At 66.7% G+C, this 15,702-nt stretch carries 17 protein-coding genes; 13 read left to right on the top strand and 4 right to left on the bottom strand.

Translation table 11 applies throughout. The features are described 5' to 3' along the window. Nucleotides 1-85: 85 nt before the first annotated feature. A complete protein-coding gene (locus tag FCE95_RS16085; RefSeq protein WP_137268048.1) occupies nt 86-496 on the top strand; it encodes an endonuclease domain-containing protein in 411 nt (136 codons plus the stop codon). 71 nt (nt 497-567) lie between these two features. Next, entirely contained in the window at nt 568-1,845 is a 1,278-nt protein-coding gene (hmgA, locus tag FCE95_RS16090) for a homogentisate 1,2-dioxygenase (protein WP_137268248.1), read from the top strand. A 130-nt stretch (nt 1,846-1,975) separates the two neighbouring features. Here the strand turns inward: hmgA and FCE95_RS16095 are convergent, their stop codons facing one another. After that, nucleotides 1,976-2,539, bottom strand: a complete 564-nt coding sequence (locus FCE95_RS16095) for a hypothetical protein (RefSeq protein WP_137268049.1) — start codon at nt 2,537-2,539, stop codon at nt 1,976-1,978. Between the two features lie 133 nt (nt 2,540-2,672). Between FCE95_RS16095 and FCE95_RS16100 the strand changes: the two genes are divergently transcribed. The 4 genes from FCE95_RS16100 to FCE95_RS16115 all read left to right on the top strand — a co-directional run bounded on the left by FCE95_RS16100 (nt 2,673) and on the right by FCE95_RS16115 (nt 6,552). Further along, nucleotides 2,673-3,290, top strand: a complete 618-nt coding sequence (locus FCE95_RS16100) for a lectin (RefSeq protein WP_137268050.1) — start codon at nt 2,673-2,675, stop codon at nt 3,288-3,290. Nucleotides 3,291-3,451: 161 nt separating this feature from the next. Next, a complete protein-coding gene (locus tag FCE95_RS16105; protein WP_137268051.1) occupies nt 3,452-4,417 on the top strand; it encodes a sodium:calcium antiporter in 966 nt (321 codons plus the stop codon). Nucleotides 4,418-4,447: 30 nt separating this feature from the next. Next, nucleotides 4,448-5,686 (top strand): Na+/H+ antiporter NhaA, encoded by a 1,239-nt coding sequence (gene nhaA, locus FCE95_RS16110; protein ID WP_137268052.1) that lies wholly within the window; start codon nt 4,448-4,450, stop codon nt 5,684-5,686. After that, nucleotides 5,686-6,552, top strand: coding sequence for an SDR family oxidoreductase (locus FCE95_RS16115; protein ID WP_137268053.1), 867 nt, complete (start codon nt 5,686-5,688; stop codon nt 6,550-6,552). Before nhaA ends, FCE95_RS16115 begins: the two co-directional genes overlap by 1 nt. Here FCE95_RS16115 and FCE95_RS16120 read toward each other — a convergent pair. The 3 genes from FCE95_RS16120 to FCE95_RS16130 form a co-directional block, all read right to left on the bottom strand. Further along, nucleotides 6,549-7,436 carry a DMT family transporter gene (locus FCE95_RS16120; RefSeq protein WP_137268054.1) on the bottom strand — a complete coding sequence of 296 codons (888 nt, stop codon included), beginning with the start codon at nt 7,434-7,436 and terminating at the stop codon, nt 6,549-6,551. The two genes, FCE95_RS16115 and FCE95_RS16120, sit on opposite strands and share 4 nt — an antisense overlap. 98 nt (nt 7,437-7,534) lie before the next feature. After that, nucleotides 7,535-8,023, bottom strand: a complete 489-nt coding sequence (locus FCE95_RS16125) for an Mpo1 family 2-hydroxy fatty acid dioxygenase (protein WP_137268055.1) — start codon at nt 8,021-8,023, stop codon at nt 7,535-7,537. Between the two features lie 182 nt (nt 8,024-8,205). Then, nucleotides 8,206-9,102 carry a phosphoribosylaminoimidazolesuccinocarboxamide synthase gene (locus FCE95_RS16130; protein ID WP_137268056.1) on the bottom strand — a complete coding sequence of 299 codons (897 nt, stop codon included), beginning with the start codon at nt 9,100-9,102 and terminating at the stop codon, nt 8,206-8,208. Nucleotides 9,103-9,162: 60 nt separating this feature from the next. On the opposite strand from FCE95_RS16130, the gene FCE95_RS16135 reads away from it, so the two are divergent. The 7 genes from FCE95_RS16135 to FCE95_RS16165 all read left to right on the top strand — a co-directional run bounded on the left by FCE95_RS16135 (nt 9,163) and on the right by FCE95_RS16165 (nt 15,659). After that, complete coding sequence (locus FCE95_RS16135) at nt 9,163-9,489, top strand: J domain-containing protein (protein ID WP_137268057.1); 327 nt, start codon at nt 9,163-9,165, stop codon at nt 9,487-9,489. Nucleotides 9,490-9,514: 25 nt separating this feature from the next. Further along, nucleotides 9,515-10,186 carry a ribulose-phosphate 3-epimerase gene (gene rpe, locus FCE95_RS16140; protein WP_137268058.1) on the top strand — a complete coding sequence of 224 codons (672 nt, stop codon included), beginning with the start codon at nt 9,515-9,517 and terminating at the stop codon, nt 10,184-10,186. Between the two features lie 181 nt (nt 10,187-10,367). Further along, nucleotides 10,368-11,309, top strand: a complete 942-nt coding sequence (yegS, locus tag FCE95_RS16145) for a lipid kinase YegS (protein WP_137268059.1) — start codon at nt 10,368-10,370, stop codon at nt 11,307-11,309. Nucleotides 11,310-11,600: 291 nt separating this feature from the next. Next, complete coding sequence (trpE, locus tag FCE95_RS16150) at nt 11,601-13,076, top strand: anthranilate synthase component I (protein WP_137268060.1); 1,476 nt, start codon at nt 11,601-11,603, stop codon at nt 13,074-13,076. Between the two features lie 229 nt (nt 13,077-13,305). Next, complete coding sequence (locus FCE95_RS16155) at nt 13,306-13,506, top strand: hypothetical protein (protein WP_137268061.1); 201 nt, start codon at nt 13,306-13,308, stop codon at nt 13,504-13,506. Nucleotides 13,507-13,641: 135 nt separating this feature from the next. Continuing rightward, on the top strand, nt 13,642-14,316 hold the full coding sequence (locus FCE95_RS16160; protein WP_137268062.1) for a winged helix-turn-helix domain-containing protein: 675 nt from the start codon (nt 13,642-13,644) through the stop codon (nt 14,314-14,316). Then, nucleotides 14,313-15,659, top strand: coding sequence for a sensor histidine kinase (locus FCE95_RS16165; RefSeq protein WP_137268063.1), 1,347 nt, complete (start codon nt 14,313-14,315; stop codon nt 15,657-15,659). Before FCE95_RS16160 ends, FCE95_RS16165 begins: the two co-directional genes overlap by 4 nt. Nucleotides 15,660-15,702 lie beyond the last annotated feature (43 nt).

Raw genomic sequence — 15,702 nt, forward strand, 5'->3', positions numbered from 1 at the left:
GGGGTGAGGGTTCGGAGTACGACGATATTCCAGATCGTGGCTAATCCGATAACAGGAGCGATGAAGGCCGCGGCAATCTCTTGGGATGCCGACGATCAAACCACCTCTTCCAAGCCGGACGGCCTCCATTTCGCGCCGCTTGCGCCACGGCCAGACGGATGCGGAAGCTGCGCTCTGGAGGCGATTGAAGGGCAGTCAGGTCGAGGGCCGCAAATTCCGCCGCCAGCATCCGATTCCGCCGTACATAGCCGATTTTTGTTGCGTGGGAGCCGGGCTCATTGTCGAATTGGACGGGTCTCAGCACACTCCGGAAAGCGATGCGAGAAGAAGCCGGTTTTTGGAAGCTAGAGGTTGGAAGGTCGTCAGGTTTTGGGATACCGACGTCCTGTTGAACATCGATGGGGTTCTGGATGCGATCTTGAACATCCTCGGACCCCGAACCCTCACCCCAACCCCTCTCCCGGCGGGAGAGGGGCTTGAAGAGCCAACGCCATGAACACCGCCAGCAACGACGATGTGATCCGCATGCCGCAGCGCGACGCCGCGGCGTTGCGCCCGAACGGCTATATGAGCGGCTTCGGCAACGAATTCGCCACCGAGGCCTTGCCGGGAACGTTGCCGCAGGGCCAGAACTCGCCGCAGAAAGTCGCGCACGGGCTGTACGCGGAACAGTTGTCCGGCACCGCGTTCACCGCGCCGCGCGGCGAGAATCGGCGCAGTTGGCTGTACCGGATCCGGCCCGCGGCGATGCACGAGACTTTCGCGGCTTACGAACAGCCGCGCTTCCACAACTTGTTCGGCCACGAACCGGTGCCGCCGGACCAGTTGCGCTGGAATCCGCTGCCGATGCCCGACACGCCGGTGGACTTCGTCGATGGCCTGTACACGATGGCCGGCAACGGCTATCCCGCCGCGCAGCATGGCGTGGGCATCCATCTGTATGCCGCCAATCGCTCGATGCAAGGCCGCTATTTCTACGATGCCGACGGCGAACTGCTGATCGTGCCGCAACAGGGCGCGCTGCGGATCGCGACCGAACTGGGCGTTCTAGACGTAGCGCCGCAGGAGATCGCGGTGATCCCGCGCGGCGTGCGCTTCCGGGTCGAACTCCTGGACGGCGAAGCGCGCGGCTACGTCTGCGAAAACTTCGGCGCGCAGCTGCGCCTGCCGGACCTCGGCCCGATCGGTTCGAACGGCCTGGCCAATCCGCGCGACTTCCTGGCGCCGAAAGCGGCGTACGAGGATCTGGAAGGCGATTTCGAACTGCTCGCCAAGTTCCAGGGCAACCTGTGGAAAGCGAAGATCGGCCATTCGCCGCTGGACGTGGTCGGCTGGCACGGCAACTACGCGCCGTACAAATACGATCTGCGCCGTTTCAACACCATCGGCTCGATCAGCTTCGACCATCCCGACCCCAGCATCTTCACCGTGCTCACTTCGCCCAGCGATACGCGCGGCACGGCGAACATGGACTTCGTGATCTTCCCGCCGCGCTGGCTGGTGGCGCAGCACACGTTCCGGCCGCCGTGGTTCCACCGCAACGTGGCCAGCGAATTCATGGGCCTGGTGCACGGCGCCTACGACGCCAAGGCCGAAGGCTTCGCGCCCGGCGGCGCCAGCCTGCACAACTGCATGAGCGGGCACGGGCCGGATGCGGCCACGTTCGAGAAAGCCTCCCATGCCGACCTGGCCAAGCCGGACGTCATCGGCGATACCATGGCTTTCATGTTCGAAACGCGGGCGGTGATCAGCCCGACCCGGCAGGCGCTGGACGCGGCGCATCGGCAGCGCGATTACCAGCAATGCTGGGCCGGTTTGCGCAAGCATTTCATACCGCCCGGCTAGCTTTCGCTCCGTAGAGTCGAGCTTGCTCGACTCTCTCAGACGAAGAAGAGCGGCGACCGTAGCCCGGGTAAGCGCAGCGCACCCGGGGTTTGTCGCGATACGGCCGTATGGCGTCCCGGGTGCGCTGCGCTTACCCGGGCTGCGCGGCGGTGCGGTCGCCGAACAAGGCGTCGCGGAACACGTCGAGCTCGGGCAGGTATTGCTCGGGCATGATCTCGGCCAGCCGGTCGGCCACGCGCCGGCTCAGGCTGGAATTGGCGGCGCCGTGGATGAAGCGCAGCGCGCGCAGCATGTGCGCGGCGAGTTCGTCCTGGTCGCGGCAGACGCGCACGGCGGCGGCGATCGCGGCGGCTTCGGGGCCGCGCTGCAATTGCAGCATGTCGATGACGTACATCTTCGCCGCGGCGATCGAGCGGCGCGAGGAAGCCGGCGCCGCGCCCGGCGATTCGCGCGGCTCACTCACGACGGGCGGTGCGGCCGCCGGCATCACCGGCGCCGCGTCGCGATCGTACAGGTAGCCTTCGCGCAACAGGCGCACGAGCGCGTCGCGCGCCTGCGCGCCGAGCAAGTCGGCGATTTCCTCGTCGCCGCGCCTGCCGTCGCTGAGGATCAGGATCCGGCGCTCGAGCACGCTCACGTCCGCGGGACGGTCGCGCAAGGCGCTGTGCGCTTTTTCGGTCTTGTGTGGGTGCATGGCCGCGGCACTCATGAGGCGGCGACGCTAAGGCCGGCGCATGAAGCTGTCATGACAGTGGCACGATTCCTGCTTTCGCGGTCCGTTCACCCGCTTCGCTTAGGCTGTCGCCGACCGATCCGGAGCGAACGAGATGAAGCCATCCCTTCCTGTCCTGGCCGCGCTGATTGTGGGGCTGTCGGCTTGCAATGCCGAGCGCAAACCACAGGACGGCGCCGGCGCCGAGCAAGCGCAAGCGCAGCAGCCCTTGGACCAGCCTGCGGAAGATGTGCCGCCGGCGACCGCGCCGCCCGCCACGCCGATGCCGGCGCCGGTGCCCGGTACTTACGAGGGTTATGGCGCAGCGCGCTTCGGCATGAGCGCCGAAGAAGTCAAGCGCGGCTGGGACGGCGAACTGGAAGGAGCGTCCGCCGACGCCTGCTACTACCTGCGCCCGAAACAGACGGACGGCGCCGGCTGGCCCGCGTTGATGTTCGAGAACGGCAAGTTCGTGCGCTACGACGTGGAAACGATCGCCGACGTCGCGCCCGGCGGCGGGCAAGTGGGCATGAGCGTCGACGACATCAAGACCGCTTATGCCGGCCGCGTCGAAGAGCAGCCGCACAAGTACGTCGAAGGCGGCAAGAACTTGCGCATCAAGTCGAACGACGGCGCCAGCGCGATCGTGTTCGAGACCGATGCCGCCGGCAAGGTCACGTCCTGGCGCGTGGGCGTGCCGCCGCAGGTCGATTACGTCGAAGGCTGTTCTTAGGCGATTTTGTAGAGTCGAGCCTTGCTCGACCGCTTTTGCTTTCCTGGCACGGGGACGAAAGAGCAGTCGAGCGAGGCTCGACTCTGCTAAAAGCCGCTAGCCGACCCCTCCACGGCGAATGGCATAGAATCGGCCGGAACCGACCTGGGGAGGCAACGGCGATGGCGGAAGCTCTGGCGTTTTTCGTGTTGGGCCTGGTGCTGCTCGCGCTCGGCGGCGATTCCATCGTCAAGGGCGCTTCGGGGCTGGCGCAACGCTTCGGCGCATCGCCTTTCGTCGCCGGCCTGTTGTTGGTGGCTTTCGGCACTTCGCTGCCGGAACTGGCCGTCAACGCGCGCGCGATCTGGACCGGAAACCCGGCGCTGGCGCTGGGCAACGCGGTCGGCAGCAACGTCGCCAACTTCGGCCTGACCCTGGGCTTGGCCGCGCTGACGGCGCCGCTGCTGGTCGGATGGCGCGCATTGGCGCCGCTGCTGCTGTGCTTCATCGTCGGCAGCGTCGCGGTCATCGGCTTCGGCCTGGACGGCGCGCTCAACCGTTGGGAAGGTTTGATCCTGATCTTGGCCTTCGTCGCCGTGTTGGCCTTCGCGTTGGCGCGCACGCGCCGCGAGGCGCCCGAGGTGCAGGACGCGATCGCCGCGTTCACCCGCACCAGCGACAACCTGGGACTCAATTTGGTGCGTTTCGCGATCGCGATCGCGCTGCTGTTCTTCGGCGCGCGCATAGTGGTCGAACACGCGCCGACGATCGGCCTGGCGATGGGCATGGAACCGATGCTGACCGGCTTGCTGGTGGTCGCGATCGGCACCGCCCTGCCCGAGGTGGCAGCGGCGATCGCGGCCGCACGGCGCGGCCACGGCGGCATGGTCGCCGGGCACGTGATCGGTTCCAGCCTGTTCAATCTGTTGCTGATCCTGGGCGGCATGGCCGCGTTTTCCGGCACCGGCGAACTGGCGTTGCCGGCTTCGTTCGTACGCTTCGAATTGCCGGCGGCATTGGCCTTCGCGGTGGCGCTGTATCCGATGCTGCGCGGCGACCTGCGCATCAGCCGCAAGGAAGGCGGCATTTTGTTCGTGGCCTTCCTCGCCTGGCTCGCGTTCGAACTCTGGATCAGCCATCGCGGCTGAGCGGACGAGGCGGCGGCTACAATGCCGGCCATGTCCGACTCGCCGCCGAACCCGCGTCCCGTGCGCGCCTTGCCCAGGCGCGCCGTCCGCGCGCTGAGCGAATTCTTCCGGTTGGAAGCGGCGGGCGGCATCTTGCTGATCGGCGCCGCGCTGTTGGCCTTGGTCTGCGCCAATTCGCCGCTGCAATCGCTGTATCTGGCGTTCCAGGACATGCCGGTGGAAGTGCGCATCGGCGGCTTCGCGATCGCCAAGCCGTTGTTGCTGTGGATCAACGACGGCCTGATGGCGGTGTTCTTCCTGCTGGTGGCGCTGGAGATCAAACGCGAAACGCTGAGCGGGCAGTTGTCCAGCCGCGACCAATTGGTCTTGCCGATGGTGTGCGCGGTCGCCGGCGTGGCGGTGCCGGCGGCGATTTTCTGGTGGCTCAACCAGGGCCAGGCCGATGCGCTGCGCGGCTGGGCGGTTCCGACCGCGACCGACATCGCTTTCGCGCTCGGCATCCTCGCCTTGCTCGGTTCGCGCGTGCCGCTGGGGATGAAGCTGCTGCTGTCGACGATCGCCGTGGTCGACGACCTGATCGCGATCTTGATCATCGCGATCTTCTATTCGCACGGCATGTCGTTGGTCGCCTTGGCTTGCGCCGCGGTCGCGCTCTTCGCGATGTGGGTGCTGAACCGGCGCGGGGTGAAGGCGCTGACGCCGTATCTGCTGCTGGGCGTCGTGCTGTGGGTGTGCGTGCTAAAGTCCGGCGTGCACGCGACTTTGGCCGGCGTCGCCACGGGATTGATGATTCCGCACGTGGATCCGCGCAACCGCATCGACGACGAAGTCGAGCATTCGCCGCTCGAACATCTCGAGCACGCGCTGCATCCTTGGGTCGCGTTCGGCATCCTGCCGATCTTCGCCTTCGCCAACGCCGGACTCGCGCTCGGCGGCATCGCATTGGACGATTTGCTCTCGCCCTTGCCGCTGGGCATCGCGCTCGGCTTGGTGTTGGGCAAGCCGCTGGGCATCGTCGCCGCCGCGCTGGCGATGCGCGGCCTGCGCCTGGCGCGTTTCCCGGACGGCATGGGGCTGGGCGCGATGCTCGGCTTGGGATTGCTGTGCGGCATCGGCTTCACGATGAGCTTGTTCATCGCTTCGCTGGCTTTCGCGAACGATGCGGTGCGCTATACCGAAAGCGTGATCGGCGTGCTCGCCGCTTCCTTGGTAGCGGCCTTGGCCGGCCTGGCTTGGTTGCGGGTCGCGTTGCGGCCGCAGGGCGGCTGATGCGCACCGCGCTCGTGTTCGGCGGCAGCGGCCAGATCGGATTGCCTTTGCTGGACCTGTTGCACGACGACGGTTGGCGGGTGATCGCCGTCTCGCGCGGCGATCGTTCCGACCAGCCCGGCCTGCAATGGCTGAAGGGCGATCTGAACGACACGCCGGGTTTGCCGCGCCACGCCGATGCGGTATTCAGCTGCGGACCGCTCGATCTGTTCTCGCATTGGTACGCTCGCGCCGCGCTGGAAACGCCGCGCGTGATCGCCTTCGGCTCCACCAGCGTCGAGGTCAAGCGCGGTTCGTCGGACCCGGCCGAGCGCGAAACCGCCGCGCGCCTGCGCGAAGCCGAACGGGTGCTGTTCGACGCGTCGCAAGCGCGCGGTACCGGTGCGACCGTGCTGCGCCCGACCTTGGTCTACGGCGCGGGACGCGATATGACCTTGAGCCGGATCGCGCGCACCGCGCAACGTTTCGGCCGTTTCGCTCTGCCGCGCGGCGCGGTCGGTTTGCGCCAGCCGGCGCACGTCGGCGATCTGGCCGTCGCCGCCTATGCCGTCGTCGGCGCGCCGGGGACGCACGGCCGAGCCTATGCCTTGCCCGGCGGCGAAACGCTGCCGTATCGCGAGATGGTGCGGCGCACGTTGGCCGTGCTGCGGCCGCCACCGCGCCTGTTCGAACTGCCGTCGCCGCTGTTCAACCTGTTGCTGGCCGCCGCGCACGCCGCCGGCCATGCGCGCGGCTTCGGCGAAGCCGCGGTAGCGCGGATGCGCAGCGATTTGGTTTTCGACGCGGGGCCGGCGCAGCGCGATTTCGGTTACGCGCCGCGGCCGTTCCGGCCGACCGCGGACATGTTCGCTTCGCGCGAAACCTAGATTTCCTTGGCCGGCGCCGGCGTGCGCGCCTTGGCGCGCGTCCGCAGCGCGATCAGCAGCACGCCGCCCAATACCATCGCGCCGCCGATCAGCAGTTTCGGGCCCGGCCGATCGCCCCAGAACGCGATGCCCAGCCCGACCGCGAGCACCGGCGACAGCAGCAGATAGGGCGTGATCTGCGCGACCGGGTGGCGCTGCACCAGCACGTAGTACAAACCGTAGCCGAGCAGCGAAGAGATCAGAGAGGCGTAAACCACGCTGACCCAGGCCCAGGCGTCGGCGCGCACCACGGCGGTGGTCGCGCCGGGTTCGAAAATCAGGCTCGCGAACAGCAGCGGCAGCACGCCGATCGCCGCGGTCCAGCCTTGCGCGCTGATCGCATCCAGCCCTTGCAGCTTGCGCGTGACGATGGTGCCCAGCGCGAGCACGAAGCCCGAGCCGAGCATCAATGCCAGCGACAAGGGCCGGTCGAGCACGATCGGATCGAAACCCAGCACCAGCACGCCGGCGAAACTGACCCCGATCGCCAACGCCGTGCGCCAGCCGAAGCGTTCGCCCAGCAGCAGCCAAGCCAGCAGCGCCGACATCGGCACATAGCACTGCTGGATGATCGCCGGCGACGACAGATCGCCGGCCAAGCGGATCGACCACAGGCTCAGCGCGAAATTCAAGGTGCCGTTGCATAGGCCCAGCGCCAGCAACAACGGCCATTGCCCGGCCGGCGGCCGCTTGATGAAAGGGATCAGCACCAAGGCCAGCAGGCCGAGCCGCAGCGCGGCGAACATCATCGGCGGGATTTGCTGCAGGCCGTAGCCCGAAGCGAGGAAGCTGCCGGCCCAAGCGATGCAGATGACCAGCAGATAGAAAAGATCGCGGGAGGACATGCGGTCTCGCGAGAAGCGAATATTTGTGGGAGCGGCTTTAGCCGCGAGCTCTTCCTAAAAGCTCGCGGCTAAAGCCGCTCCCCCCAAAAGTGAGGGGGTCAATATTTCCAGCCGAGCTTGTTGTACAGCTTGGCCACCACCCAAGCCGGCCCGATCAGCAGGAAGGTGATGTCGGTCAGGAAGCTGGGTTTGCGCCCTTCGATCTTGTGGCCGACGAACTGGGCGACCCAGGCGACGACGAACACGACGATCGCGGCGATCAGCAGCGCCTGGGTGCCGTAGGCGTTGTGCAGCCAGCGGGTGAACCAGGCCATGACCACGAACACCGCCAGCATGCCGAAGCCGAGCGAACGCGAGGAGCGGTAATAAAACATCCACGCCGCGAACATGGTCAGCGCGGCCCAGAAACCGGGCCGGAACCAAGTGCCGGGCGAGGGGATGCACCACAACAGCGCGACGATCGTCCACAGGATCGCCGGCACGGCGAACACGTGGATCGTCTGGTTGGTCGGATTGCGGTGGTCCTCGGCGTACTTGTCGAACCAGCGATGGATCGGAGTGGCGCGGGAATCGGCCTGGGCGTGCATGGCGGAGCCTCCGGCGGGTCAGGAGGCAAGCATAACTCTAGACAGGTTAGGCTGCCCGGAATCGGTTCGGGACCAGCTAAGCCAGAGCTTGTGTAGAGCGGAGTGCTCCGCTGCTTTCGCGAGACGTGCCGGAATCAAGAGCAGCGGAGCAAGCTCCGCTCTACACAGGCAAAGCGAAGCGGTCAGTCGACGCTGATCCCGGCCAGCTTCTGCAACGCCTCGGCGTATTTTGCCCGGGTGCGTTCGATCACTTCCGCCGGCAGGCGCGGCCCGGGCGGCGTCTTGTCCCAACCCAAGGTTTCCAGATAGTCGCGCACGAACTGCTTGTCGTAGCTGGGCGGGCTGGTGCCGACTTCGTATTCGTCGGCCGGCCAGTAACGCGACGAATCGGGCGTCAGCATCTCGTCCATCACGTACAGGCGGCCGTCGGCGTCGGTGCCGAATTCGAATTTGGTGTCGGCCAGCAGGATGCCGCGCTGGGCCGCGTAGTCGGCGGCGAACTGGTACAGGCGCAGGGTGGCGTCGCGCACCTGTTCGGCGAGTTCGGCGCCGACGTTGCGCACCATCGTGTCGAAATCGATGTTCTCGTCGTGGTCGCCGACCGCCGCTTTGGTCGAGGGCGTGAAGATCGGCTGCGGCAGCCGTTCCGCCTGGCGCAGGCCGTCGGGCAGGGCGATGCCGCTAACCCGGCCGGTGCGCTGGTAATCCTTCCAGCCGCTGCCGATCAGGTAGCCGCGCGCGATCGCCTCCACCGGCACCGGCTTCAATTTCTTGGTCACCACCGAACGCTGCGCGTACAGCGCCGGATCCACGCCGTCCGGCAACACCGAAGCGACGTCGACGCCGGTCAGATGGTTGGGCAGCAGATGCGCGGTTTCGCCGAACCAGAAATTGCTGATCTGGCACAGCATCTCGCCCTTGCCGGGGATCGGGTCGGGCAGGACCACGTCGAAGGCGCTGAGCCGGTCGGTGGCGACCATCAACAGCGTGTCGTTGCCCAGGTCGAACACGTCGCGCACCTTGCCGCGGTGGCGCAGCGTGAGGCCGGGGAGTTCGGCGGAAAGCAGAGTCGTCGCCATCGTCCGGGAAGCTCGCTACGGGGCGCCATTGTACCGATGCCCGCGGGCTAGAATGGGCCCATGCGCTGGTACGGGAAATTGCTGGGCTTCGTGGCGGGCTGGCTGCTGATGCGGCACCCGGCGGGCGGTTTGGTCGGGCTGCTGATCGGCCATGCCTTCGATATCGACTGGTTCAAGAGCCCGAGCGATAACCCGTATCGTGTGTTCGGCCTGACCGATGAGGCCAGCGATGCCGAAATCGACCAGGCCTACCGCCGCCTGATTTCGCAATACCACCCGGACCGAACCGGCGGCCTGGCCGAAGAATTGCGCCAGCAGGCCGAAAAGAAGGCCCGCGAGATCAACGCCGCCTACGACCGGATCAAGACCCTGCGCAAGCGGCGATAGCCCTCACCACCCTTCAGGCCTTTCCATGCAGTCCACCGTCATCGCGCCTTCCATCCTGTCCGCGAACTTCGCCAAGTTGGGCGAGGAAGTCGACAACGTCCTCGCCGCCGGCGCCGACTGGGTGCACTTCGACGTGATGGACAACCATTACGTGCCCAACCTGACCATCGGCCCGCTGGTCTGCGAAGCGCTGCGCAAGCACGGCGTGACCGCGCCCATCGACGTGCATCTGATGGTGCAGCCGGTGGACCGGATCGTGCCCGATTTCGCCAAGGCCGGCGCCAGCGTCATCAGTTTCCATCCCGAAGCCAGCGCCCATGTGCACCGTACGATCCAGTTGATCAAATCGCTCGGTTGCCAAGCCGGTTTGGTGCTGAATCCGGCGACGCCGGTGGAGGTGCTGGATTACGTGCTGGAAGACTTGGATCTGGTGCTGCTGATGTCGGTCAATCCGGGTTTCGGCGGACAGTCCTTCATTCCTTCCGCGCTGGACAAGCTCAAGCGCGTGCGCGGCATGATCGACAAGACAGGCAAGCCGATTCGTTTGGAAATCGACGGCGGCGTGAAGACCGACAACATCGCGCAGATCGCGACCGCCGGCGCCGACACCTTCGTCGCCGGCTCGGCGATCTTCGGCCAATCGGATTACGCCGGCATCGTGCGCCGCATGAAGGACGCCGTCGCCGGCGCGCGCTGACGAAAAAGGCCGCTGCAGGGCAGCGGCCTTCGGGATATTGGAGGCAATCCCGCCTCCCTCTTTCGTCCTTGCTATGGCCTTCCATTCTCTGGGCGGCAAGTGACGGGCGCGTGACAAGCGGAGCTTCACGTCGCTTCGGCGCGGCCTGGTTAGCCTGTGGTTTTGGCGAACGGCGGCAAGCATGGCATCGACGCATTGGCGACTAATACTCAACGGCAAATCCACCGGCGACGAGCCGCTGCGAGACGCGGTGGCCGCGATGCGCGAACGCGGCATCGCCCTGGACGTGCGCGTCACCTGGGAAGCCGGCGACGCCGAACGCTACGTCGCCGAAGCCATCGCCGACGGCGTCGACAGCGTGATCGCGGCCGGCGGCGACGGCACTTTGAGCGAAGTCGCCACCGCCTTGGCGCATCGCGACGAAGACGCGAGGGACCTGCCGACGCTGGGCCTAGTGCCGATGGGCACCGCGAACGATTTCGCCGCGGCGGCCGGAATCCCGATCGAACCGCTGCCGGCTTTGGAGACGATCGAAACCCGGCCCGCGAACGCCATCGATCTGCTCAAGCTCGAAGCGAACGGGCAGATACACTGGGCCGCGAACCTGGCCAGCGGCGGCTTCGGTACGCAGGTCACGGTGGAAACGCACGACGGGTTGAAGAAATTGCTCGGCGGCTTGTCGTATCTGATCACCGGCCTGTCCAAGCTGGGCAGGATCGAACCGATCCAAGCGCGCATCGCCGGGCCCGATTTCGCCTGGCAAGGCGGCTTCATCGCGCTGGGCATCGGCAACGGCCGGCAGGCGGGCGGTGGACAAGCCTTGTGCCCGGATGCCGCGATCGACGATGGCCTGCTCGACGTCACGGTGATCCCGGAATTGTCCGGCGAAGTGGCCGCCACGCTGGCGACGCTGCTCAAGGACGGCAAGCAGGCGGCGCTGGACCAAGCCGCGGTGCGCGTGCAATTGCCGTGGGTGGAGATCGAATCCGACGCTCCTTTCGCGCTGAATCTGGACGGCGAACCGCTGGAATCGCGGCATTTCAAGGTGGAATGCGCGGCGAGCCGGTTGCGCATGCATCTCCCCGAAGATTGCCCGCTGATATCGCGCATCGAAGCGTCATAGCTTCACGTGGCCGCGCACCGCTGTTTCCCCCTTTGAAAGGGGAATCAAAGGGGATTTGCTCTTGATCTTGCTTTATCGAGCAAGAGCCGAAAAAGCAAAAGCAAATCCCCCTCAGTCCCCTTTTCAAAGGGGGAAAACAGCGGGGCTCGCCGGGATTGGGGAGACCCGCTAAAGTGTCCGCCATGTCCAACCACGCGAACCCGCACTCCGTTTCCGCCGATCTGGGTTGGCGATGGTGGCCCTCGGCCGCCGTCATGTCCGTCGTCCCCCCGCTTTCGAAGGAAACATCGCGTGATCACGCAAGAACAGTTCCAGCAATACGCCGCTGACGGCCACACCCGCATCCCGGTGGTGCGCGAGGTGCTGTCCGACTTGGACACGCCGCTGTCGGTCTATCTGAAGCTGGCCGACGGCCCGCACACTTACCTGTTCGAATCGGTCGAAGGCGGCGAACGCTTCGGCCGCTATTCGATCATCGGCCTGCCGGCCAAACGCGTGTACGCCTTCGCCGGCCGCACCCTATACGTCACCGAGCTGGGCGAACTGGTCGAAACGCGCGAAGTCGCCGATCCCTTCGCCGAAGTCGAGCGCTTGCGCGCCGAGCATTCGGTGCCTCGTCTGGAAAATCTGCCGGTGTTCGCCGGCGGCCTGGTCGGCTGGTTCGGTTTCGAATGCATCCAGTACATCGAGCCGCGCCTGGCCGGCGGCGACAAGCCGGACGAACTGGGCACGCCCGACATCCTGCTGATGCTGAGCGAAGAGATCGCGGTGTTCGACAACCTCAAGGGCCGGCTGTACCTGATCGTGCACGCCGATCCGCGCGAGCCGCAGGCCTGGGCGCGCGCCAACCGCCGCCTGGACGAGCTCAGCCATCGCTTGCGCCATGCCGGCGCCGGCTATCCGGAAACGCTGGTGCCGGTGGCGATCGACGAAAGCGATTTCCGCTCGTCGTTCACCCGCGAGGAATACGAGGACGTGGTGCGCAAGGCGCAGGAATACATCCGCGCCGGCGACATCTTCCAAGTGGTGCCGTCGCAGCGTTTGAGCGTGCCGTTCCGGGCGCGGCCGGTGGACGTGTATCGCGCGTTGCGCGCGCTGAATCCGTCGCCGTACATGTACTTCATCGATGTCGGCGGCACTCAGGTGGTGGGTTCGTCGCCGGAAATCCTGGCGCGCTTGCAAGAGGGCGTCGTGACCGTGCGGCCCATCGCCGGCACCCGCCGCCGCGGCAAGAACGCGGAAGAAGACCAGGCTTTGGAAGCCGAATTGCTGGCCGATCCGAAAGAACGCGCCGAGCACCTGATGCTGATCGATCTGGGCCGCAACGACGTCGGCCGCATCGCCGAGAAGGGCACCGTGGAAGTGGGCGAGCAGTTCGTGATCGAACGCTACAGCCACGTCATGCACATCGTCAGCGAAGTCACCGGCCAGCTGAAAGAAGGCCTGAGCTACGCCGACGTGCTGCGCGCCACGTTCCCGGCCGGCACCGTCAGCGGCGCGCCCAAGATCCGCGCATTGGAAATCATCCGCGAACTCGAGCCGGTGAAGCGCAACGTCTACTCCGGCGCCGTCGGCTACATCAGCTGGCACGGCGACGCCGACACCGCCATCGCGATCCGCACCGCCGTCATCCAGGACGGACGCTTGTACGTGCAAGCCGGCGGCGGCGTGGTGTACGACTCCGATCCGGGCGCGGAGTGGGAAGAGACGATGAACAAGGGCCGCGCGCTCTTTCGCGCCGTCGCCGAAGCCGCCAAGGGCCTTTGATTTTGTAGGAGCGGCTTTATCCGCGAGCTTTTCCCTTCAAATCTCGACATAGCAGCGATTTCGAGAGAAACAGCTCGCGGCTAAAGCCGCTCCTACAAAAAAAGCAGCATTTCGGCGCATTAAATATTTTTAATCCGACGGAAAGCCGGCGGCACGACGCCCTGGCGCAATCTGGCCCGGCGATGGGAAACGCCCCATCCATTCCCCAGATTTCCGAAGGAGCACCGCCATGAAGATCCGCAACACCCTGATCGCGCTCGGCCTGGCCATGGCCGCCACCAGCGCGTTCGCCGCCACGCCGCAGCCGGCCGCGGCCGGCGCCAAGGCCAAGCCCGCGAAGCATTGCGTGCAGCGCAGCAAGATCGGCAAGTGCGAGAAGTGGTCCACCGACGCCAAGCAGGACGCCGCCAAGGCCGAGAAGAAGAGCTGATCCGCAACCCGTCGATTCCTGAAGCAAAAACGAAATCCCCGTCGTTGAAGGCTTGAGCCCGTTCCTCCCTGCGGGCGCACCCCGCCGCCGCCCCCAGCGCCGGCGGGGTATTCTTTGCCCGAAACCGGAGTCGACATGCGCATCCTGCTCGTCGAAGACGACCCGCACACCGCCGGGTTCATCGCCAAAGGCCTGAAGGAAGACGGCCACGCCGTCGATCACGCCGACAACGGCAAGGACGGCTTGTTCCTGGCCACCACCGAGCCTTACGACGCCATCGTCCTGGACCGCATGCTGCCGCAGCTGGACGGCATGACCTTGTTGAAGACTTTGCGCGGCGCCGGCAATCGCGTGCCGACGTTGTTGCTCACCGCGCTCGGCGACGTCGAACAACGCGTCGAAGGCCTGCGTGCCGGCGCCGACGATTATCTGGTCAAGCCTTTCGCCTACGCCGAACTCAGCGCGCGCCTCGACGGCCTGGCGCGGCGCGGAACGGCGGCGTCGGCGGAACCGACCCGGCTGCGCGTGGAGGACCTGGAACTCGACCTGCTCAAGCGCAGCGCATCGCGCGACGGCAAGGCCATCGAATTGCAGCCGCGCGAATACCGCCTGCTTGAATACCTGATGCGGCAGGCCGGGCGCGTCGTCACCCGTACGATGCTGCTGGAAGCGGTCTGGGACTACCACTTCGATCCGCAGACCAACGTGATCGACGTGCACATCAGCCGCCTGCGGCAGAAGATCGACCACGGCTTCGCCGCGCCGCTGCTGCATACCGTGCGTGGCGCCGGTTACCGATTGGGCTCGTGAGCGCGGCGCCGGCACGCTTGCTGTCGACCAGCGCGCGTTTGGCGCTGGCGGTCACCGTCTCCTTTCTCCTCGCTTTCGCCTTGCTCGGCGCAGGCGTCTATTACGCCGTGTCTACGCTGCTCACCGCCGATGCGCGCGAAGTGGTGCGCGCCGACGCGGCGGGCCTGGCCGACATCTATCGCGGCGCCGGGCGTGCGCCGTTGATCGCCGAATTGCGCGATCGGCTCGCCGCGCCGGACGATCCCGATGCGGTGTACGCGCTCGTCGACCGCGACGGCCGCGCGATCGTCGGCAGCGCGCCGCCCTTGTCCGTGCCGCGCAGCGCGGCGCCGCGTTGGATCGTGTTCCGCGACCGCGCCGACGGCGGCACCCGCGTGCTAGCCCGGCTGTCGCCGTTGGACGACGGCGAAACCCTGCTGACCGGTTTGCGCACGCGTTCGCAGGACGGTTTCCTGGCGATGATGCTGCGCACCGCGTTGATCGCCTTGCTGGTGGCGGCGGCGCTGGGCGCGCTGATCGGCTGGCTGACCGCGCGCTGGGTGTCGCGGCGATTGCAGAGTCTCGACTTGACCGCGGCGCGCGTCGGCGCGGGCGAACTGGCGCTGCGCGCGCGCCTGGACGGCAGCGACGACGCCTTCGACCGCCTCGCGCACCGCTTCAACGCCATGCTCGACCGCATCGAGGAATTGCTCGGCGGCGTACGCCACGCCACCGACCACATCGCCCACGATCTGCGCACGCCGCTGACCCGGCTGCGCAATCGTTTGGACCAATTGCGCGAACGCGAAGCGCCCGCGCCCGAGCTGGACGCGGCCATCGCCGAAACCGATCAGCTGCTGCAATCCTTCGGCGCGCTATTGCGATTGGCTCGGATCGAAGCGCAGCCGCCGCTGCACGATGCGCCAGCGGTGGATCTGCAGGCGCTGGTCGGCGATGTGCTGGAGCTGTACGCGCCCAGCGCCGCCGAGCGCCGGATCGCGCTGCGCGACGCGACCGAACCGGCCAGCGTGCGCGGCGATGCGGACCAACTGTTCCAATTGCTGGTGAACCTGGTCGACAACGCCGTCAAGTTCGCGCCCGCCGACAGCGAAGTCGAACTCACCTCGAGCGCATCCGGCGCGGAAGTGCGTTTGCAAGTCCGCGACCACGGCCCGGGCATCCCGGTCGCCGACCGGGAGCGCGTACTCGACCGCTTCGTCCGCTTGGAAACCCATCGCGGCTCGCCCGGCACCGGCCTGGGGCTGAGCCTGGTGCGGGCGATCGTGTTGCGCCACGAAGGGCGCATCGAGCTCTCGGACGCCGCGCCCGGCTTGCGGGTCTGCATCGCCCTGCCGCGAGCCTAGCCGCCGGATTGCCGGGCACGCAGCCGCCGGCTAGATTGCCGTC

The organism is Luteimonas gilva (genome assembly GCF_005239095.1).
Taxonomy (GTDB): domain Bacteria; phylum Pseudomonadota; class Gammaproteobacteria; order Xanthomonadales; family Xanthomonadaceae; genus Luteimonas_C; species Luteimonas_C gilva.